Annotated in this window: 16 protein-coding genes; 1 reads left to right on the forward strand and 15 read right to left on the reverse strand. The window is 67.8% G+C overall.

Annotation, left to right across the window (positions count from 1 at the left end; genetic code table 11):
• Positions 1 to 10: 10 nt before the first annotated feature.
• Together argJ and secA are read right to left on the reverse strand one after the other, a co-directional pair.
• Entirely contained in the window at positions 11 to 1,249 is a 1,239-nt protein-coding gene (gene argJ, locus ACOCMH_RS30880; protein WP_427311389.1) for a bifunctional glutamate N-acetyltransferase/amino-acid acetyltransferase ArgJ, read from the reverse strand.
• 145 nt (positions 1,250 to 1,394) lie between these two features.
• On the reverse strand, positions 1,395 to 4,172 hold the full coding sequence (gene secA / locus ACOCMH_RS30885; protein ID WP_427311391.1) for a preprotein translocase subunit SecA: 2,778 nt from the start codon (positions 4,170 to 4,172) through the stop codon (positions 1,395 to 1,397).
• Positions 4,173 to 4,351: 179 nt separating this feature from the next.
• On the opposite strand from secA, the gene ACOCMH_RS30890 reads away from it, so the two are divergent.
• Entirely contained in the window at positions 4,352 to 4,855 is a 504-nt protein-coding gene (locus tag ACOCMH_RS30890) for a DciA family protein (protein ID WP_427311393.1), read from the forward strand.
• A 68-nt stretch (positions 4,856 to 4,923) separates the two neighbouring features.
• Here the strand turns inward: ACOCMH_RS30890 and lpxC are convergent, their stop codons facing one another.
• From lpxC to ACOCMH_RS30955, 13 genes are all read right to left on the reverse strand, one after another.
• A complete protein-coding gene (gene lpxC / locus ACOCMH_RS30895; protein ID WP_427311395.1) occupies positions 4,924 to 5,841 on the reverse strand; it encodes a UDP-3-O-acyl-N-acetylglucosamine deacetylase in 918 nt (305 codons plus the stop codon).
• A 153-nt stretch (positions 5,842 to 5,994) separates the two neighbouring features.
• Positions 5,995 to 6,501 (reverse strand): peroxiredoxin, encoded by a 507-nt coding sequence (locus tag ACOCMH_RS30900; RefSeq protein ID WP_427311397.1) that lies wholly within the window; start codon positions 6,499 to 6,501, stop codon positions 5,995 to 5,997.
• 496 nt (positions 6,502 to 6,997) lie between these two features.
• Entirely contained in the window at positions 6,998 to 8,191 is a 1,194-nt protein-coding gene (gene ftsZ / locus ACOCMH_RS30905; protein ID WP_018310619.1) for a cell division protein FtsZ, read from the reverse strand.
• Between the two features lie 181 nt (positions 8,192 to 8,372).
• Positions 8,373 to 9,605, reverse strand: a complete 1,233-nt coding sequence (gene ftsA, locus ACOCMH_RS30910) for a cell division protein FtsA (protein WP_012353950.1) — start codon at positions 9,603 to 9,605, stop codon at positions 8,373 to 8,375.
• Positions 9,602 to 10,519 (reverse strand): cell division protein FtsQ/DivIB, encoded by a 918-nt coding sequence (locus tag ACOCMH_RS30915; RefSeq protein ID WP_427311399.1) that lies wholly within the window; start codon positions 10,517 to 10,519, stop codon positions 9,602 to 9,604. Before ACOCMH_RS30915 ends, ftsA begins: the two co-directional genes overlap by 4 nt.
• Positions 10,520 to 10,546: 27 nt before the next feature.
• Positions 10,547 to 11,530: a D-alanine--D-alanine ligase gene (locus tag ACOCMH_RS30920; protein WP_427311400.1), complete on the reverse strand. Its 984-nt coding sequence runs from the start codon at positions 11,528 to 11,530 to the stop codon at positions 10,547 to 10,549.
• Complete coding sequence (gene murC / locus ACOCMH_RS30925; RefSeq protein ID WP_427311402.1) at positions 11,527 to 12,954, reverse strand: UDP-N-acetylmuramate--L-alanine ligase; 1,428 nt, start codon at positions 12,952 to 12,954, stop codon at positions 11,527 to 11,529. Before murC ends, ACOCMH_RS30920 begins: the two co-directional genes overlap by 4 nt.
• A gap of 22 nt (positions 12,955 to 12,976) precedes the next feature.
• Positions 12,977 to 14,047 (reverse strand): undecaprenyldiphospho-muramoylpentapeptide beta-N-acetylglucosaminyltransferase, encoded by a 1,071-nt coding sequence (gene murG, locus ACOCMH_RS30930; RefSeq protein WP_427311404.1) that lies wholly within the window; start codon positions 14,045 to 14,047, stop codon positions 12,977 to 12,979.
• 109 nt (positions 14,048 to 14,156) lie between these two features.
• Entirely contained in the window at positions 14,157 to 15,398 is a 1,242-nt protein-coding gene (ftsW, locus tag ACOCMH_RS30935; RefSeq protein WP_427311406.1) for a putative lipid II flippase FtsW, read from the reverse strand.
• On the reverse strand, positions 15,395 to 16,906 hold the full coding sequence (murD, locus tag ACOCMH_RS30940) for a UDP-N-acetylmuramoyl-L-alanine--D-glutamate ligase (protein WP_427311408.1): 1,512 nt from the start codon (positions 16,904 to 16,906) through the stop codon (positions 15,395 to 15,397). Before murD ends, ftsW begins: the two co-directional genes overlap by 4 nt.
• A 70-nt stretch (positions 16,907 to 16,976) precedes the next feature.
• Positions 16,977 to 18,146, reverse strand: a complete 1,170-nt coding sequence (gene mraY, locus ACOCMH_RS30945; protein ID WP_012353957.1) for a phospho-N-acetylmuramoyl-pentapeptide-transferase — start codon at positions 18,144 to 18,146, stop codon at positions 16,977 to 16,979.
• Positions 18,147 to 18,159: 13 nt separating this feature from the next.
• Positions 18,160 to 19,560: a UDP-N-acetylmuramoyl-tripeptide--D-alanyl-D-alanine ligase gene (locus ACOCMH_RS30950; RefSeq protein ID WP_427311410.1), complete on the reverse strand. Its 1,401-nt coding sequence runs from the start codon at positions 19,558 to 19,560 to the stop codon at positions 18,160 to 18,162.
• Positions 19,557 to 21,128, reverse strand: coding sequence for a UDP-N-acetylmuramoyl-L-alanyl-D-glutamate--2,6-diaminopimelate ligase (locus tag ACOCMH_RS30955; protein WP_427311412.1), 1,572 nt, complete (start codon positions 21,126 to 21,128; stop codon positions 19,557 to 19,559). Before ACOCMH_RS30955 ends, ACOCMH_RS30950 begins: the two co-directional genes overlap by 4 nt.
• Positions 21,129 to 21,133 lie beyond the last annotated feature (5 nt).

Consider the following 21,133-nt stretch of genomic DNA (forward strand, 5'->3'; position numbering starts at 1 on the left):
CAATGACAGATTAGGAACGGTAGTCGGCGTTGATCGACACGTAGTCGTGCGACAGGTCGCAGGTCCAGACGGTGGCTTCGGCATGGCCGCGGCCGAGCGCGATGCGCACGGTGATCTCGGCCTGCTTCATCACGCGCTGGCCGTCTTCCTCGCGGTAGTCGGGGTTGCGGCCGCCGTCGCGGGCGACCCAGACATCGTCCAGCCACAGGTTGACGCGATCGACGTCCAGATCATCCACGCCGGCGTAGCCAACCGCGGCCAGGATGCGGCCCAGGTTGGGGTCCGAAGCATAGAACGCGGTCTTGACCAGCGGCGAGTGCGCCACCGCGTAGGCGATCTGGCGGCATTCCGCCACATCCTTGCCGCCTTCCACGCGGATGGTCATCAGCTTGGTGGCGCCTTCGCCATCGCGCACGATCATCTGCGCCAGCTCCTGCGCCAGCGCGGTCACCGCATCGCGCAGGGCCTCGAACGCGGGGCCTTCGGCGCGGTCGACCACCGCGCCGGATTTGCCCGTCGCGATCAGCACGAACGAGTCGTTGGTCGAGGTATCGCCGTCGATGGTGATGCTGTTGAACGAGTGGTCGGCGGCATGCGACACCAGCGCCTGCAGCACCGGCTGGGCCACGGCGGCATCCATGGCGATGAAGCCGAGCATGGTCGCCATGTTGGGGCGGATCATGCCGGCGCCCTTGCTGATGCCCGACAGCGTCACGGTCTTGCCGTCGATCTGCACCGTGCGCGAAGCCGCCTTGGGCTGCGTGTCGGTGGTCATGATGGCCTCGGCGGCGGCCAGCCAGTTGTCCGGCTTCGCGTTGGCGATGGCGGCGGGCAGGCCAGCCACCAGGCGGTCTACCGGCAGCGGTTCCAGGATCACGCCGGTCGAGAACGGCAGCACCTGCTCGGCGCCGATGCGCAGCTGCGCGGCCAGCGCGTCGCAGGTGGCGCGGGCATTGGCCAGGCCGGGTTCACCGGTGCCGGCGTTGGCATTGCCGGTATTGACCACCAGCGCCCGGATCCCCTTGCCCGACTTGTCCGCAACAGCGAGGTGTTCGCGGCAAACCTGCACCGGCGCGGCACAGAAGCGGTTGCTGGTAAAAACGCCGGCCACCGTGCTGCCTTCGGCCACGCGCACCACCAGCACGTCCTTGCGGTTGGCCTTGCGGATGCCGGCTTCGGCCCAGCCCAGCTCCACGCCGGCGACGGGTTTCAGGTGCTCTGCCTGCGGCAGCGGAAGATTGACGGGCATGTGGAACTCCTCTGTTGGAAGCGCGCTTCTGTTGTTGCTTGTTTCAGACGAACATGCCCGCGAAGGCGGGCATGTTCGATTACCTCTTGCGTCACTCCCCTGCGGCGGGGAGCAACGTCATGCCGGATGCCCGGCGTGGCTCAGTTCAGCTGAGCTTGCCGTGGCACTGCTTGAACTTCTTGCCCGAGCCGCACGGGCACGGGTCGTTGCGGCCGACCTTGGGCATGCCCGCCAGCGCCAGCTCGGCGGCGGCCATGGCCGTGCCGGTGCGGTGCGACGGCGCTTCCTCGACCGGCTCGCGGCCTTCGGCGAACTCGTCGTGCTTGTACTGCACGTTCTCCAGGTGCGACAGGCCTTCCTCGATCTCCTCGGAGGCCTGCTCGAGTTCTTCCGGCGACTGGATCTGCACGTTGAAGGTCACGCGCGTGACTTCGTTCTTGATCACGTCCAGCAGGCGCGCGAACAGCTCGAACGACTCGCGCTTGTATTCCTGCTTGGGATCCTTCTGCGCGTAACCGCGCAGGTGGATGCCCTGGCGCAGGTGGTCGAGCGCGGCCAGGTGCTCGCGCCAGTGGGTATCGATGCTCTGCAGCATGACCGAGCGCTCGAAACCGGCAAACGACTCGCGGCCGACCATCGCCACCTTGCTGTCGTAGCGCTCCGCCGCCGCCTTCATGATCAGGTTGAGCAGCTCTTCGTCCTCGATGCTCTGCGCGCCCTCGATGGTCTGCGCCAGCGGCACTTCCAGGCCCCAGTCCTCGCGCAGGCGCGTTTCCAGGCCGGCGATGTTCCACTGCTCTTCCATGGTGTCGGCCGGCACATGGTCGCGGAACAGCTCGACCAGCACGCTCTCGCGCAGGTTGGCCACCATCTCGCCGACGTCATTGGCTTCGAGCACGTCGTTGCGCAGCTTGTAGATTTCCTTGCGCTGGTCGTTGGCGACGTCGTCGTACTGCAGCAGCTGCTTGCGGATGTCGAAGTTGCGGCCTTCCACCTTGCGCTGCGCCGATTCGATCGAGCGCGTGACGATGCCGGCTTCGATCGGCTCGCCCTCGGGCATCTTCAGGCGCTCCATGATGGCGCGCACGCGGTCGCCGGCGAAGATGCGCAGCAGCTGGTCGTCCAGCGACAGGTAAAAGCGCGACGAGCCCGGGTCGCCCTGGCGGCCGGCACGGCCGCGCAGCTGGTTGTCGATGCGGCGCGACTCGTGACGCTCGGTGCCGACGATATGCAGGCCGCCGGCGGCCTTGACCTGCTCGTGCAGCGACTGCCATTCGTCTTCGAGCTGCTTGATGCGCGCCGCCTTGTCGGCATCCGACAGGCTGGCGTCCGCCGCGATGAAGCCGGATTGCTTTTCCACATTGCCGCCCAGCACGATATCGGTGCCGCGGCCGGCCATGTTGGTGGCGATGGTGATCATCTTCGGGCGGCCGGCCTGGGCCACGATCTCGGCTTCGCGCGCGTGCTGCTTGGCGTTGAGCACCTGGTGCGGCAGCTTCTCGCGGTCGAGCAGGCCCGACAGGTATTCCGACGTCTCGATCGAGGTGGTGCCCACCAGCACCGGCTGGCCACGCTCGTAGCAGTCGCGGATGTCGCGCACCACGGCGTCGTAGCGTTCCTTGCCGGTCTTGTAGATCTGGTCCTGCAGGTCCTTGCGCTGGGCCGGGCGGTTGGTGGGAATCACCACCACTTCCAGGCCGTAGATCTCCTGGAACTCATAGGCTTCCGTGTCGGCCGTGCCGGTCATGCCGGCCAGCTTCTCGTACATGCGGAAGTAGTTCTGGAAGGTGACGGTGGCAAGGGTCTGGTTTTCCTGCTGGACGCTTACGCCTTCCTTGGCCTCGACCGCCTGGTGCAGGCCGTCCGACCAGCGCCGTCCGGTCATCAGGCGGCCCGTGAATTCATCGACGATCACCACCTCGTCGTTCTGCACCACATAGTGCTGGTCGCGATGGAACAGGCTGTGCGCGCGCAGCGCCGCATACAGGTGGTGCATCAGGGTGATGTTCTGCGGCGCGTAGAGCGACTCGCCCTCGCCGATCAGCCCTTGCTGGACCAGTATTTCCTCAGCCTTTTCGTGGCCGGCCTCGGTCAGGTAGACCTGGTGGCCCTTTTCGTCGACGTAGTAATCGCCGGGCTTCTCGACGCCGGTGCCGTCGGCCTTTTCCTCGCCGATCTGGCGCTCGAGCAGCTTGGGGATGCCGTTCATGCGCTGGTAGAGGTCGGTCTGGTTCTCGGCCTGGCCGGAGATGATCAGCGGCGTGCGGGCCTCGTCGATCAGGATCGAGTCCACTTCGTCGACGATGGCATAGTTCAGCGGCCGCTGCACGCGCTGCGACGGGTCGTAGACCATGTTGTCGCGCAGGTAGTCGAAGCCGAACTCGTTATTGGTGCCGTAGGTGATGTCGGCGTTGTAGGCAGCCTGCTTTTCATCGTGCGCCATCTGCGACAGGTTGACACCCACCGACAGGCCCAGGAAGTTGTACAGCTTGCCCATCCACTCGGCGTCGCGCTGGGCCAGGTAGTCGTTGACGGTGACCACGTGCACGCCCTTGCCGGTGATGGCATTCAGGTACACGGCCAGCGTCGCGGTCAGGGTCTTGCCCTCGCCGGTGCGCATTTCGGCGATCTTGTTGTCGTTCAGCACCATGCCGCCGATCAGCTGCACGTCGAAGTGGCGCATCTTCATGACGCGCTTGCTGGCCTCGCGGCAGACGGCGAAAGCCTCGGGCAGCAGCGCCTCGAGCGATTCGCCGCCGGCGTGGCGCTGCCGGAAGGCCTCGGTCATGCCGCGCAGCTCGTCGTCCGAGAGCTGTTCGAACTTCGGCTCCAGCGCATTGATCTGCGCCACCGTGCGGCGATATTGCTTGATCAGCCGCTCATTGCGGCTGCCGAAGACTTTCTTGAGAAGGCCCGTGATCATCGATTGCTTTCACCTGCGCGGAACCGGGCTGGCATCCCCAGGGAAGGCGGGCTGCTCCGGCGGCCGGGCGCGGTAATGGATAGATTGGCGCAAAACGCCGAGTTTATCATGTGCCGGGGTCACGGCCGGCCGCGCGGGCGCTTGCGCAGGACCCGACGCCCCCTTGCTAGAATGGACGCATGCGCCGCTTCACCCATCCCGCCCTGCAGACCCCCGCGGCCAAGCCGCTCAATGACTGGTTGGCCAAGGCCGGCCCGGTCTCCGGACTGCTGCAGACCGCGCGCCAGCTGTCGGTGCTGGAAGCCGAAGTGCTGGCGCTGCTGCCGGCCGGCATGCGCGCCGGCCTCGCCGTGGCCGGCGTCAAGCGCGATCCGGTCGACCCCAACGGCCAGGTGCTGCTATTGCTGGCGGCCCATGGCGCGGCCGCGGCACGGGTGCGCCAGGTCGTCCCCACGCTGCTCGGTCGCCTGCAGCAGCGCGGCTCGCCGGTCACCTCGATCCGCGTGCGGGTGCAGCCGGAGGTGCAGCGCCATTCGGACTGGGAAGTCGAGCCCGTGGCACGGCCCCGCACCGGCGGCCGCATGACTGCCACCGGACTCGCCAACCTGGATCAGCTGGCACGCAGCCTGCCGGATTCGCCGCTGCGCGATGCGCTCAATACGCTGCTGGCCCACCACCGCTGACATGGCGGCCGGTGCCCCAAAAAAAAGCCGACCCTTGCAGGTCGGCTTTTTTGTCTTGGCGACGTGGCTCAGGCGAACGCCGGCTGCGCTTGCGGCAGGAACGCCACCGGCGCTTCCTCGACGCGGTCGAAGGTGACCAGCTCGTAAGCCTCCTGGTCCGCCAGCAGCGCGCGCAGCAGCTGGTTGTTCAGGCCGTGGCCGGACTTGTTCGCCACATAGGCACCGATCAGCGGGTGGCCCACCACGTACAGGTCGCCGATCGCATCGAGGATCTTGTGGCGCACGAACTCGTCGCCGTAGCGCAGTTCCTCGTTGTTCAGCATGCGGTGCTCGTCCAGCACGATCGCGTTGTCCAGGCTGCCGCCGCGCGCCAGGCCCATCTCGCGCAAGGCTTCGACCTCGTGCGCAAAGCCAAAGGTGCGGGCGCGCGCAATCTCGCGCACGTAGCTGGTGTCGGCAAAATCGATCGAGAAGGTCTGGCCGGTCTTGTCGACCGCCGGGTGGCGGAAGTCAATGGTGAACGACAGCTTGAAGCCGAAGAACGGCTCGAGCCGCGCCAGCTTGTCGCCTTCGCGCACTTCCACCGGCTTCTTGACGCGGATGAAGGTCTTCGGCGCGTTCTGTTCTTCAATGCCGGCCGACTGCAGCAGGAATACGAAGGACGCGGCGCTGCCGTCCATGATCGGGATTTCCTCGGCGTCGACGTCGACGTAGAGGTTGTCGATGCCCAGCCCGGCGCACGCGGACATCAGGTGCTCGACGGTGGAGACGCGCGCGCCATCCTTCTGCAGCACCGACGCCAGGCGCGTGTCGCCGATGGCCGACGCGGCCACGGGAATCTCGACGGCCTCGGGCAGGTCGACGCGGGTAAAGACGATACCGGTGCCGGCGGCCGCGGGACGCAGGGTCAGCGTGACCTTGCGGCCGGAGTGCAGGCCGATGCCAACCGTCTTCACCAGGGATTTGATCGTGCGCTGTTTGAGCATGACAGCCTCAACTATTATTAAAATCTATCGTGTTATCTTTTTGATTAAGGGATTTTACCACCACCTCAGGGCCGCTGCAGCCGGGTTTTGTTTCCGGCTGTTAACACACCCTTAACAAGTTGCGTATTTTCCACGTTTACCCGAACGACTGTGTCAGCCGCGCAACGCCGCCAGCACGGACTCCGCGCTGCTGACGCGGAATTCGCCCGGGGCCTCGACGTCAAGCCGGGTCACGACGCCGTCGTCGATCACCATCGCGAAGCGCTTGGCACGCACGCCCATGCCGCGCGCGGTGAGGTCCTGCTCCAGGCCCAGCGCGCGGATCCACTCGGCGCTGCCGTCGGCCATCATCCGCACCGTGCCGGCCACCTGCTGCTCGCGCCCCCAGGCGCCCATGACAAAGGCGTCATTGACCGAGACGCACCAGACCTCGTCCACGCCGGCTTTGCGCAGTGCCGCGGCGTGCTGAACAAAACCGGGCACATGCTTGGCCGAGCAGGTCGGCGTAAAGGCGCCGGGCAGGCCAAACACCACGATCTTGCGGCCGCGGACCAGGTCCGCCACCTTGAACGCATTGGGGCCGAGCGCGCAGCCATTGCTTTCGGTATCGAAGAATTCCTGCAACGTGGCGTCCGGGACGCGGGAACCGACAGTGATCATGGCTCTTGGTTTTCCTGGAGTGTCTGAAGGATAGGACGGATGCGCAGGCGCATGGGAATCGCGCCGGTGAAGGGCAACCTAACGATCATAGGCGCACTGTCCGCGTTGCTAAAGCCGGATCACATCCGGTGACATTCGCATGGATTGCGATACACGTTGCGGCAGCGGCGCAGGGCGAATCCGTGTGGAAGCTTGCTTGCGGACGCACCTACAAAGACGTCCGCGCGGCGCACCTTTTGGGTGCGCCGCGCGGACGGCGATACATCCCGACCGGGAAGGCGGGAAACCAGTCCGGGGAGGCGGCCAGCGGCACGCCCGTCCCGGCGACGGGATGCGGGTGAAGCTCAGTCCGGCGCAGGCGCGGCGCCGCCAGCAGCCCAACGGTTCACGTCAATCCATGCAAGGCACGCGCGGATGGGGAGCGCACGTGCATCGCGACCAGGCGACGCGTTCCGTCAGGCGGCCGGTGGAGGCACCGATGCCGCGCCAGGCAGCTTCAGTCTGCCTGCTTGCGCAGGAAGGCCGGGATATCGTACGTATCCACACCCTTTTCCTGCAGCGCCGCCACGTGGGCCGATGCCGACTCACGCGAGCTGCGCCACACTGCCGGCGTATCCAGGTTGCTGTAGTCCGGCGAGCTGTGCGTGGCCGCAGCAGCGCTCATGTTGGCCATCATCTGCACCGGCATGTTGTCGGTGCCGGTCTTGAGCAGGGTCATCGGCTGTTGCTTCTTGGCCGAGCGGCCCAGGCCCGTGGCCACCACCGTCACGCGCAGCGCGTCGCTCATCGAGTCGTCGTACACCGTACCGAAGATCACGGTCGCATCTTCCGCGGCGTAGCTGCGGATGGTGTTCATGACTTCCTTGGTTTCCGACAGCTTCAGCGAACGGCTCGCGGTGATGTTGACCAGCACGCCGCGCGCGCCGGACAGGTCCACGCCTTCCAGCAGCGGGCTGGCCACGGCCTGCTCGGCCGCCAGGCGGGCGCGGTCCACGCCCGACACGGTGGCCGTCCCCATCATGGCCTTGCCCTGCTCGCCCATCACCGTCTTGACGTCTTCGAAGTCGACGTTCACCAGGCCGTCAACGTTGATGATCTCGGCAATGCCGGCCACCGCGTTGTGCAGCACGTCGTCGGCGCACTGGAAGCACTTGTCCATCTCGGCGTCGTCGCCCATCACTTCGAACAGCTTCTCGTTGAGCACCACGATCAGCGAGTCGACGCTCGATTCCAGCTCGCTGGAACCGTGCTCGGCCACCTTGGCGCGGCGCGCGCCTTCGAAGTCGAACGGCTTGCTGACCACGCCCACGGTCAGGATGCCCATCTCCTTGGCGACCTGCGCAACGATCGGCGCGGCGCCGGTGCCGGTGCCGCCGCCCATGCCGGCAGTGATGAAGACCATGTGCGCGCCACGCAGGGCGTCGGCAATCTGCTCGCGGGCCTGATCGGCGCAACCGCGGCCGACTTCCGGCTTGGCGCCGGCGCCCAGGCCCGTATTGCCGAGTTGCAGCACGCGCGAAGCGGTCGAACGCTTGAGCGCCTGGGCATCGGTATTCATGCAGATGAATTCCACGCCCTGTACGCCGCGGCTGATCATGTGCTGCACGGCATTGCCGCCCGCGCCGCCCACGCCAACCACCTTGATGATGGTGCCGTCCATCACTTCCGTTTCGATCATGTCAAAGTCCATCACTGCCTCCGAGAAAAATCAGTCCCCAGACGATGCGGCCTCCCCGCCGCAACCCCTGGTTTCTGAACAAGAAACCAAAAAAAAGAAAATCTGAAAACTTCTCACCTGACACGCAGGCCTGTCCGGTAGACCGTCCTGCCTGCGCACCGTTGCATCGTCAGCGCGTCAATTTCCGCATCGATCAGAAATTGCCGACAAACCATTCCTTCATGCGGGTCCACACCTGCTTGACCGATCCGCTCTGCACCGCCACCTTGCGCCCGCGCATGCGTTGCACGCGGCCTTCCAGCAGCAGGCCCATCACGGTCGCGTAGCGCGGGCTCTTCACCACCTCGTGCAGGTTGCCGCGGTACTCCGGCACGCCCACGCGCACGGGCTTGAGGAAGATGTCCTCGCCCAGCTCGACCATGCCCGGCATCATCGCGGTGCCACCGGTGATGACCACGCCGGACGACAACAGTTCTTCGTAACCCGACTCGCGCACCACCTGGTGCACCAGCGAGTACAGCTCTTCGATGCGCGGCTCGATCACCGCGGCCAGCGCCTGGCGGCTGAGCGTGCGCGTGCCGCGGTCGCCCACGCCCGGCACCTCGATCATGTCTTCCGGGTCGGCGATCGCCTGCTTGGCGATGCCGTACTGGATCTTGATGTCCTCGGCATCCGGCGTCGGCGTGCGCAGCGCCATCGCGATGTCATTGGTGATCTGGTCACCGGCGATGGGGATCACGGCCGTATGGCGGATCGCGCCTTCGCTGAAGATGGCGATGTCGGTGGTGCCGCCGCCGATGTCGACCAGCACCACGCCAAGCTCTTTTTCGTCCTCGGTCAGCACCGCCAGGCTCGACGCCAGCGGCTGCAGGATCAGGTCATGCACTTCCAGGCCGCAGCGGCGCACGCACTTGACGATGTTCTGCGCGGCGCTGACCGCGCCGGTGACGATATGCACCTTCACTTCCAGCCGGATGCCGCTCATGCCGATGGGCTCGCGCACGTCTTCCTGGCCGTCGATGATGAATTCCTGCGTCAGGATGTGCAGGATCTGCTGGTCGGTCGGGATATTGACCGCCTTGGCGGTCTCGATCACGCGCGCAACGTCGGTCTGCGTGACCTCCTTGTCCTTGATCGCCACCATGCCGCTGGAGTTGAAGCTGCGGATATGGCTGCCGGCAATGCCGGTGAAGACCTCCGAAATCTTGCAGTCGGCCATCAGTTCGGCCTCTTCCAGCGCCTTCTGGATCGACTGCACGGTGGCCTCGATGTTGACCACGACCCCTTTCTTCAGACCCTTGGACTCAGACTGGCCCATCCCGATCACCTCGTAGCTGCCGTCGGGGCGCAGTTCCGCCACCACGGCCGCCACCTTCGAGGTGCCGATATCGAGACCGACCAACAGGTCCTTGTATTCCTTGCTCATCGGGTTTTCTCCGCGTTCTTGCTCTTCAGTCGCGTCGGATTGTTGTTGGAAGTACCTGAAACCGTTGCTGTCGCCGCCGGCCTGGGTGCATTCGCGGGTTTCGCCTTCGCCGCTTTCTCGGCCCGCACCGCCGCCGCGATCTGCGCCTCGGTCAGGAAGCGCGCGTTGGCGGCGCGGATGGCGAAGCCGTTGGGATAGCGCAGGTCGGCATACTCGATCTGGCTGCCCCATTGCTGCGTGACCTGCGGCCAGGCCGCGACGAAGCGGCGCACGCGCTGGTCCATCGCGGTGCGGTCCTCGTCGTTCTGCTCCCGGCCCAGTTCGACCTCCATGCCGTTGGACAGGCGTGCGCGCCAGGCATAGCGGCCGGACAGGGCCACCGCCAGCGGCTCGGCCTTGAGCGGCGTGAACCACTGGCGCATGACCTCGAGCTTCTCGATCACGTCGCCTTCGCTGTCGGGCGGCCCATCCAGTGCCAGCAGCTGCGCGTCTTCTTCCGCCTCGGCGGTGTTGGCGACAAAGATCTCGCCATAGGTATTGAGCAGGCGGCCGCTGTCGGGCGAGCCCCAGGTGCCGAGCGCCTCGTGTTCCTCGACCTCGACCGCCAGGCCGTTGGGCCATTCGCGGCGCACGCTGGCACGCCGCACCCATGGCACCGACTCGAAGGCCTGGCGCGCCGCGTTGAGGTCCAGCGTGAAGAAGTTGCCGGTCAGCTTGCCCAGCGCGCTGGCGCGCACGCTGGGCGCGTTCACGTGGCGCAGGGCGCCGCCGTCCATCGGCCCGATCTCGACGTGGGTGATGGCGAACACCGGCCGCTGCGCCAGCCACAGCAGGCCCGCCGCGAGCGCCATCAGCGCCACCACCGCATACAGCGTGGAGGCGATCAGGTTGAGCAGGCGTGCGTTATGCCACATGGTCCGGTGCGGTCCTGTCGGGTGGGGTTATTCGGGTTTCCAATGCTCGTTGGGATGCAGGTCCAGCGTGGCGGCGGCGATCACCTGCAGCACGAAGTCCTCGTAGCTGATGCCGACCGCGCGCGCCGCCATCGGCACCAGCGAATGGCCGGTCATGCCGGGCGAGGTATTCATCTCGAGCAGGAACGGCGTGCCGTCGGCGCGCAGCATCACGTCGGCGCGCGCCCAGCCGCGGCAGCCCAGCACGCGGTAGGCCTGCACCGCCAGCGCCTGGACCTGCCGTTCGACTTCGGCATCCAGGCCCGACGGGCACAAGTACTGGGTATCGTCAGTAAAGTACTTATTTTGATAGTCGTAGTTGGCCTCGGGCGCGACGATGCGGATCACCGGCAGCGCTTCGGCGGTGTCGCCCTCCCCCACCACCGGGCAGGTCAGCTCGGCGCCGTCGATGAAAGTCTCGGCGATAACGTCGTTGTCCAGCGCCGCAGCCTTGTCAAAGGCCGCGCGCATCTGGTCCGCCGCGGTGACCTTGCTCAGGCCGATCGACGAGCCCTCGCGCGCCGGCTTGACGATCAGCGGCAGGCCCAGCTCGGCGGCCACGGCGTCGAAGTCGGTGTCCGCATGCAGCATGGCGAAGCGCGGCGTGGCCAGCCCGTGCGTCATCCACAGGCGCTTGGTGGCCTGCTTGTCCATGGCCAGCGCCGATGCCAGCACGCCGCTGCCGGTGTACGGCACGCCCAGCTGTTCGAGCAGGCCCTGGATGGTGCCGTCCTCGCCGTAGCGGCCATGCAGCGCAATGAAGACGCGGTCGAAGCCGGCCGCGGCCAGCTCGGCCACGCCCTGCAGGCCCGGGTCGAAGCCGTGCGCGTCCACGCCGCGCGATTGCAGCGCGGCCAGCACGCCGTGACCGGACATCAGCGAGATCTCGCGCTCGGCCGAGCGCCCGCCCAGCAGCACGCCGACCTTGCCCAGCGACTTGGGATCGATATTGGGATGGGCGACGAAGCTCATGCCAGGCCCCCTTGCTGCAGCGGTTGCTGGTGCGACACCAGTTGTCCCGGCACGCCGCCAATCGAGCCCGCGCCCATGGTCACGACCACATCGCCGGTCCGTACGGCATTCAGGATGGCCTGCGGCATCTCTTCCATCTGCTCCACGAAAACAGGTTCGACCTTGCCGGCCACGCGCAGCGCGCGGGTCAGCGCACGGCCATCGGCGGCGACGATCGGCGCCTCGCCGGCGGCATAGACTTCGGCCAGCAGCAGGGCATCGACCGTGCCCAGCACCTTGACGAAGTCCTCAAAGCAATCGCGCGTGCGGGTAAAGCGGTGCGGCTGGAACGCCAGCACCAGGCGGCGGCCGGGGAACGCACCGCGCGCGGCGGCCAGGGTGGCGGCCATCTCCACCGGGTGGTGGCCATAGTCGTCCACCAGCGTGAAAGTGCCGGCGCCATCGGGGGTAGCCACTTCTCCGTAGCGCTGGAAGCGGCGGCCGACGCCGTGGAATTCACGCAGCGCCTTGACGATGGCGGCATCGGGCACTTCCAGCTCGGTGGCGATGGCGATCGCCGCCAGCGCGTTCTGCACGTTGTGCAGGCCGGGCAGGTTCAGCACGATCTCCAGCGGCGGCTCGGCATGGTGGTTGAGCTGGCGCAGCACCGTGAAGTGCATCTGGCCGTCGACCGCGCGCGCATCCACGGCGCGGATCTGCGCGTCTTCGGCAAAGCCGTAGCGCACCACCGGCTTGGACACGAACGGCAGGATCTCGCGCACGTTGGGGTCGTCGACGCACAGCACCGCGATGCCGTAGAACGGCAGCCGCTGGGTGAATTCGATGAACGCCTGCTTGAGCCGGGCGAAGTCGTGCCCGTAGGTGTCCATGTGGTCGGCGTCGATATTGGTGATGACCTCGATGACCGGGAACAGGTTCAGGAACGAGGCGTCCGACTCGTCGGCCTCGGCCACGATGAAGTCGCCGGTGCCCAGGCGCGCATTGGCGCCGGCAGAGTTCAGCCGGCCGCCGATGACGAAGGTGGGGTCGAGCCCGCCTTCGGCCAGCACCGATGCCACCAGGCTGGTGGTGGTGGTCTTGCCGTGCGTGCCGGCGATGGCCACGCCCTGCTTCAGCCGCATCAGTTCGGCCAGCATCACCGCGCGCGGCACCACCGGGATGCGCTGGCTGCGCGCGGCCAGCACTTCGGGGTTGTCGCCGCTGACCGCGGTCGACACCACCACCGCGTTGGCGCCGCGCACGTTGGCGGCGTCATGGCCGTGCATGACGGTGGCGCCCAGCGACGCCAGGCGCCGCGTGGCGGCGTTGTTGCCCACGTCCGAGCCCGAGACCTTGTATCCCAGGTTCAGCAGGACCTCGGCGATGCCGCTCATGCCGGCGCCGCCGATGCCCACGAAGTGGATGTTCTTGACGATATGCTTCATGCGATTGCTGCTTGTATAGGCTTCAGTCCCTGGCCAGCTGACTGCAGATCTCGGCGACGCGCCGGGTTGCCTCAGGTTTGGCCAGTCCGCGCGCCAGGCGCGCCATGTCTTTCAGCTGCGGCCGGGTCAGGCTGGCAATGGTCCGCGCCAGGCCCTCGGCCGTCAGGTCTTTTTGCTGCACGAGCAGGGCCGCGCCCTGGCTCGACAAAAACTGTGCGTTGGTGGTCTGGTGGTCGTCCACCGCGTGCGGGAACGGCACGAACAGCGCCGCCACGCCCGCCGCGGCCACTTCCGACACCGTCATCGCGCCGGCCCGGCAGATCACCAGGTCCGCGTCGGCATAGGCCCTGGCCATGTCGTCGATGAAGGGCAAGGTCTGCGCCGGGACCTGCGCCGCGGCGTAGTTGGCGCGCAGCGTATCGATCTGCTTGGCGCCGGCCTGGTGCGTCACCACCGGGCGCTCGGCCGCGGGCAATAGCGCGATGGCCTTGGGCACCACCTCGTTGAGCGCGGCGGCGCCCAGGCTGCCGCCCACCACCAGGATGCGCAGCGGGCCGTCGCGCTGGTCGTAGCGCGCCTCCGGGGCGTCCAGCCGCGCCAGTTCTTCGCGCACCGGGTTGCCGGTCCATTCGCTGCCGGGCAGCGCATCGGGGAACGCGCACAGCACGCGGTCGGCCACCCTGGCCAGCACCTTGTTGGCCAGGCCGGCGATCGAGTTCTGCTCGTGCAGCACCAGCGGCCGGCCCAGCAGCGAGGCCATCATGCCGGCCGGGAAGGTGATATAGCCGCCCATGCCCAGCACCACGCTCGGGCGCACCCGGCGCAGCGCGGCGAGGCTCTGCCAGAATGCGCGCAGCAGGTTCAGCGGCAGCAGGAACTTGGTCACCAGGCCCTTGCCGCGCAGCCCGCCGAACTGGATGAACTCCATCGGGATATCGTGCTTCGGCACCAGCGTGGCTTCCATGCCGGTGCGGTTGCCCAGCCAGACCACTTTCCAGCCCTGCGCGCGCAGCGCGTGCGCGACCGCCAGCCCGGGGAATACATGTCCCCCGGTGCCACCGGCCATCACGAGCAGCGTGCGCGGCTGCGTCATACCTTCCCTCCGCGCATCAGCATGCGATTTTGGCTTCGGCCGCTGCGCTTAACTTCCTGCTGACGCAGGAAGTTAGCCTTCGCCGAAACCGTGTATTGCTGCGCTCCGGTCATACCTTCCCTCCGCGCATCAATACACGGTTTTCGTAATCGATCCGCAACAGGATCGCCAGCGCTACGCAATTCATCAGGATGCCCGACCCGCCATAGCTCACCAGCGGCAGCGTCAGCCCCTTGGTCGGCAGCAGGCCCAGGTTCACGCCCATGTTGATAAAGGTCTGCCAGCCGATCCAGACGCCGATGCCCTTGGCCACCAGGCCGGCAAAGGTGCGGTCCAGCTGCAGCGCGGTGCGGCCGATATTGAAGGCGCGCCGCACCAGCCAGTAGAACAGCACGATCACCACCAGCACGCCGATAAAGCCGAATTCCTCGCCGATCACGGCGAGGATGAAATCGGTATGCGCTTCGGGCAGGTAGTGCAGTTTTTCGATGCTGCCGCCCAGCCCCACGCCGGCCCATTCGCCGCGACCGAAGGCGATCAGCGAGTGCGTGAGCTGGTAGGCCTTGCCCAGCGCGTTGCTCTCTTCCCACGGGTTCAGGTAGGCAAAGATCCGCTCGCGCCGCCACGGCGAGGCGGTGATCAGCAGCGCGAACGCGCCCACCGCCACCCCGACCAGCCCGGCAAACAATTTGCCATTGATGCCGCCCAGGAACAGGATGCCCATCGCCACCGCGGCGATCACCAGGAACGCGCCCATGTCAGGCTCCAGCAGCAGCAGCATGCCCACCACCACCACCGCCACGCCCATCGGCAGGAAGCCCTTGGACACGGTCTGCATCCACTCCTGCTTGCGCACGGTGTAGTTGGCCGCATACAGCACCACCGCCAGCTTCATCAGTTCGGACGGCTGGAAGTTCATCACACCCAGCGGAATCCAGCGCCGCGCGCCGTTCACGCCCTTGCCGACGAACGGCACCAGCACGATCACCAGCAGGATCAGCGCGAAGATAAAGAGCTTGGGCGCGTAGCGGTCCCATACCTTGACCGGCACCTGGAACGCGGCCAGGCCGACCGACAGCCCGATCCCCAGCGCGAAGGCATGGCGCAGCAGGAAGTGGCTTTCGCGATAGTTGGCGTAGCGCGGCGAGTCCGGCAGCGCGATCGAGGCCGAGTAGACCATCACCAGGCCGAGCGCGAGCAGCACGATCGAAACCCACAGCATGGGCTGGTCGTACTCCATCATGCGCGAGCGGGTCGGCTTGACGCCCGACACCGCGTCGCGCAGGCCGCCCCAGGCATTGCCGATGGTGGCGCCGATAAAACCGCTGCGCTTGACCTGTGCGTCGTTCATGGCAGGATCCCCCGGGACAGGGCCAGTTCTTCGACCGCGCCGCGGAACACCTCGGCGCGATGCACGTAGTTGCGGAACATGTCGAGGCTCGCGCACGCGGGCGACAGCAACACCGCATCGCCGGCTTCAGCCAGCCCGGCGGCCTGCGTCACCGCCTGTTCCAGCGTGGCGGCGTCGACCAGGCTGGCGCCGCTGCCCTGCAGCGCATCGCGCAGCTCCGCCGCGGCGCGGCCGATCAGCACCACCGCGCGCGCGTACTGCGCCACCGGCGCGGCCAGCGGCGAGAAATCCTGGCCCTTGCCCTCGCCCCCGGCGATCAGCACCACGCGTTTGTCCAAACCCGACAGCGCGGCCACGGTGGCGCCGACGTTGGTGCCCTTGCTGTCGTCGAAGTACTCGACGTCGTCGATGGTGGCGACCCACTCCACGCGATGCGGCTCGCCGCGGTACTCGCGCAGGCCGTGCAGCAGCGCGTTCATCGGCAGGTCGATGGCGCGGCACAGCGCCAGCGCGGCCATCGCGTTGGTGGCGTTGTGCATGCCGCGGATATGCAGCGCGTCGGCCGGCATCAGGCGCTTGTGGCGCACCGGCACCGCTTCCGGGGCGGCCTCGGCGGCCTTGCGGCGGCGCGGCTTGCCCTCCCCTTCCGCGTCGGGATCCGGCTCGGCCAGCACCAGCCAGGGCATGCCGCCCTCGCGCAGGATGCCAAAGCTGCCCGGGACTTCGGGCAGGTCGATCCCGAAGGTCACGGTGCGCGAGCCGGGGCGTGCCATGTCCAGCGTCAGGCGGTCGTTGCGGTTCAGCACCTGCACGCACTCGTTGCCGGCCGGGCCGAAGATGCGCGCCTTGGACGCGGCATACGCTTCCATCGAGCCGTGCCAGTCGAGGTGGTCCTGCGTCACGTTGAGCACGGTGGCGGCATGCGGCGCCAGCGTATGGGTGGTTTCCAGCTGGAAGCTCGACAGCTCGAGCACCCACACCTCCGGCAGCGACGCCGAGGCGATGCAGGCCGACAGCTTGTCCAGCGCCGACGGGCTGATATTGCCCGCCACTGCCACGCTCTTGCCGGCGCGCTCGACCAGGCGGCCGGTCAGCGCGGTGGTGGTGGTCTTGCCGTTGGTGCCGGTGATCGCCAGCAGCTTCGGCGCATAACCGGACTGGGCTTCGAGGTGGCGCAGCGCGCGCACGAACAGCTCGATCTCGCCCCACACCGGGATCCCGCGCGCCTGCGCCGCGGCCAGCAGCGCAGCGGTGGCGGGTTCCAGCGGCGACAGGCCGGGGCTGATCGCCACCAGGCCGATGCCTTCGAGCAGGCGCTCGGCGAACGGGCCGCCGACGAATTCGGCCGAAGTCAGTTCGGCCTGCAGGAAGACAAGGTTGGCGGGCGCCTCGCGCGTGTCGGCCACGCGCACCGCGCAGCCGTTCAGGCCACACCAGCGCGCCATGGCCAGCCCCGACTCACCGAGGCCCAGTACCAGCACATGAGGTTTTTGCAGCTCGCCGAACACTTCGATTTCCTGCCTTTGGTTTCCTGTATCTATCTAAAGCGCGCCGCGGGTCTTACCCCCGGCGCAACCATCAACGCAGCTTCAGCGTCGACAAGCCGATCAGCACCAGCAGCATGGTGATGATCCAGAAGCGCACCGTGACCTGGGTTTCCTTCCAGCCGCCCAGTTCAAAATGGTGATGCAGGGGCGCCATCCGGAACAGCCGCCTGCCTTCGCCATAGCGGCGCTTGGTGATCTTGAACCACGTGACCTGCGCCATGACCGACAGGGTTTCGACCACGAAGATGCCGCCCATCACAAACAGCACGATCTCCTGGCGCACGATCACCGCCACCGTGCCCAGCGCGCCGCCCAGCGCCAGCGCGCCCACGTCGCCCATGAACACCTGCGCCGGGTGCGCGTTGAACCAGAGAAAGGCCAGCCCCGCCCCGCCCAGCGCCGAGCAGAAAATCAGCAGCTCGCCCGCGCCGGGGATATGCGGGAACAGCAGGTACTTGCTGTAGACCGCGTTGCCCATCACATACGCGAACACGCCCAGCCCGCCGCCGACCAGCACCACCGGCATGATCACCAGGCCGTCCAGGCCGTCGGTCAGGTTGACGGCGTTGCTCGAGCCCACGATCACCAGGTAGGTCAGCACGATGAAGCCGGCCACGCCGAGCGGGTAGCTGATCTCCTTGAAGAAGGGCACGATCAGGTTGGACTTGTACGGCATGTCCAGCGACAGCCCGCCCTCGACCCAGTTCAGGAACAGCTCCCAGACCCGCACATTGCTGCTCTCGGATACCGAGAACGCCAGGTAGACCGCTGCCACCAGGCCGATCAGCGTCTGCCAGAAGAACTTCTCGCGGCTCGACATGCCGCGCGGGTCGCGATACACCACCTTGCGGTAGTCGTCGACCCAGCCGATCGCGCCATAGCCGAACGTGACCAGCATCACCACCCAGATAAAGCGGTTGCCCCAGTCGCACCACAGCAGCGTCGACACCGCGATCGACACCAGCACCAGCACGCCGCCCATGGTGGGCGTGCCGGACTTGACCAGGTGCGTCTGCGGGCCGATGGTGCGCACCGCCTGGCCGACCTTCAGCTCGGTCAGCTTGCGGATCACCCACGGACCGAACGCGAGGCCGATCACCAGCGCGGTGACGTTGGCCATCACCGCGCGGAAAGTCAGGTAGTTGACGACCCGGAGGAAGCTGTAGTCGTTTTGCAGCCACTGGGCCAGAGCCAATAACATCGTGTTGTCTTATTTAGTGTGCGGAAGTGTCTGCGACCAGCGCCGCGACCATCCGTTCCATGCGCATGAAGCGCGATCCCTTCACCAGCACGGCGCCCGCTTGCGCCACCATGCCCCCGCTGTCTTCCTCCAGTGCCTTCACCAGGGCTTCGGCGCTGCCGAAATGCCGGGCGCCAGCGCCGAACGCCTGCACCGCATGCACCGCCAGCGCGCCGGTGGCCCACAGCGCATCGATGCCGCGCGCCCTGGCATAGGTGCCGATCTCGTCGTGGAACGCCGGGCCCTGGTCGCCCACTTCGCCCATGTCGCCCAGCACTAGCACGCGCGGCGCGGCAAAGCCGGCCAGCACGTCGATGGCGGCGCGCATCGAGTCGGGGTTGGCGTTATAGGTGTCGTCGATCACCACCGTGCCGGCCGGCGTGTACTTGACCTGCAGCCGGCCCTTCACCGCCTTGAACCCGGCCAGGCCCGACTGGATCGCCGGCACATGCACGCCTGCCGCGAGCGCGCAGGCGATCGCCGCCAGCGCGTTGCGCACGTTGTGCTCGCCCAGCAGCGCCAGCCGCACCGCGAAGGCATGGCCCGGCGCGCGCACCTGCATCACCTGCACGCCGTCGACCAGTTCCACGGTGGCATGCACCTCGGCCTGCTGCGAGGTGCCGAACGACAGCGCACGGCGCGTGCCCGCGGCCGCGCGCCACACCGGTGCGTAGGCGCCGCCGCTTTCCGCGTCGAGCGGGAACACCGCCACGCCGTCGGCCGGCAGCGCCGCGATCGCGGCGGCGTGCTCGTGCGCCACGGCTTCCACGCTGACCATGAACTCCTGGTGCTCGCGCTGCGCGTTGGTGATCACCGCCACGGTGGGCTGGGCGATGCCGGCCAGGTAGACGGTTTCGCCCGGATGGTTCATGCCGAGCTCCAGCACTGCCAGCTGGTGCGTCGCGCGCAGGCGCAGCACCGTCAGCGGCAGGCCGATATCGTTGTTCAGGTTGCCGCCGGTGGCGAGGCGCTGGTCTTCGCCCACGGCCGCGGCAAAGATCGCCGCGATCATTTCCTTGACCGTGGTCTTGCCATTGCTGCCGGTCACCGCCACCGCCGGCAGCGTGAACTGGCGGCGCCAGCCGGCGCCCAGCTCGCCCAGCGCGATACGCGTGTCCGGCGCGACGATGGCCGGCACCGCGGCATCGACCGCGCGGCTCACCAGCACCGCGGCGGCGCCGCGCGCCACCACGTCGGCAATGAAGTCGTGCGCATCGAAGCGCTCGCCCTGCAGGGCCACGAACAGGTCGCCGGGCTCGACGCTGCGGCTGTCCGTATGCACGCGTGTGAACGTCACGGCGCCGTCGCCGCAGACGCGCGCGCCGGCGATCCAGCCGGCGGCTTGCTGCAAGGTGGTCATGGGGGTCTGGCTCATGCCGATACTCCGCGTGTGGCCAGTGCCAGGCGTACGTGTTCGCGATCCGAGAACGGCCGCTTGCGGCCCTGGATCTCCTGAGTGGCCTCATGGCCCTTGCCCGCCACCAGCACCACGTCGGCCGGCGCCGCGTGCCGGATGGCATAGAGGATGGCGGCGGCGCGGTCTTCGATCTGGCGGCCGCGCGCGCGCTCGGCCATGCCGTCGGCAATCGCGTCCAGGATGTCCTGCGGGTCTTCGCTGCGCGGGTTGTCGCTGGTCAGCACGACCTCGTCGGCCAGGCGCTCGGCGACGGCGCCCATCAGCGGGCGCTTGATCGGGTCGCGGTCGCCGCCGCAGCCGAACACGCACCACAGGCGGCCGTTGCGTGCCTGCGCCACCGGGCGCAGCGCGGCCAGGGTCTGCGCCAGCGCGTCGGGCGTGTGCGCGTAGTCGACCACGGCCAGGGGCGCCTGCGCGGCGTCGTGGCCGCTGCCCGCGCCGAACAGCTCCATGCGCCCTTCCACCGGCGCCAGCGCGCGCAGCGCGGCGATCGCCGCGTCCCACGCCACGCCGTTGGCCAGCGCCGCACCCAGCACCGCCAGCAGGTTGCTGACATTGAAGGCGCCGATCATCGGGGTCGCCATTTCCACGTGACCGAAGCTGCCGTCGATACGGAAGGCGGTACCGGTTGCCGTGGCGCGCACGTGGGTGGCACGCAGCCATTCGCCGCGTGGGCGGCGCACCGTGGCGGCGGCGGGGCCGTCGATGCCGTATTCGATCACGTGCGGCGCGGCGATGGCGGCGGCGTCGGCCGCCAGCAGGCGCTGGCCCATGGCGTCGTCGCGGTTGATCACCGCGGTGCGCAGGCCGTCCCAGCGGAACAGGCGCGCCTTGGCGGCCTCGTACTCGGCCATCGAGCCGTGGTAGTCGAGGTGGTCCTGGGTCAGGTTGGTCAGCACCGCCACCGAGAAATGGGTGCCGGCCACGCGCTCCTGCTCGAGGCCGTGCGAGGACACTTCCATCGCCACGGCGCGCGCGCCGGCATCGTGCAGCGTGGCCAGGCTGGCTTGCAGCTGCACCGCGTCGGGCGTGGTGAAGCCGGTTGCCCGCAGCGCGTCCGGGAAGCCGGTGCCGAGCGTGCCGATGGCCGCGCAGGGCGTGCCGGCGGCCTGCAGCACCCGCGCCAGCCACTGGCTGCACGAGGTCTTGCCGTTGGTGCCGGTGATGCCGGTCACGGCCAGGCCGCGCGCCGGGTTGCCGTGCCAGCCGGCGGCGATCGGGCCCGCCAGCTGGTGCAGGCGGCTTACGGCCAGGTGTGGCACGACGTCGCCGTAGGGCCAGTCGTAGCCATCGGCCTCATAGATCACGGCGCCGGCGCCGGCAGCGATCGCCTGCGCGATATAAGGCCGGCCGTCGGTGGCAAGGCGCGCGTTGCCGAGCACATAGGCGAAGAACACATCGCCGCGCGCCAGGCGCCGGGTATCGCCGCTCAGCTGCGCCGCGGCGGCCACGTTGGTACGCAGCCAGGCCAGCGCGTTGCTGGCCTGGGCGGTGACCTCGAGGGGGAGCAGGGGCTTGGCCGTCATCGGGT

The organism is Cupriavidus sp. H39, from assembly GCF_050271075.1.
Classification (GTDB): Bacteria; Pseudomonadota; Gammaproteobacteria; order Burkholderiales; family Burkholderiaceae; genus Cupriavidus; species Cupriavidus necator_B.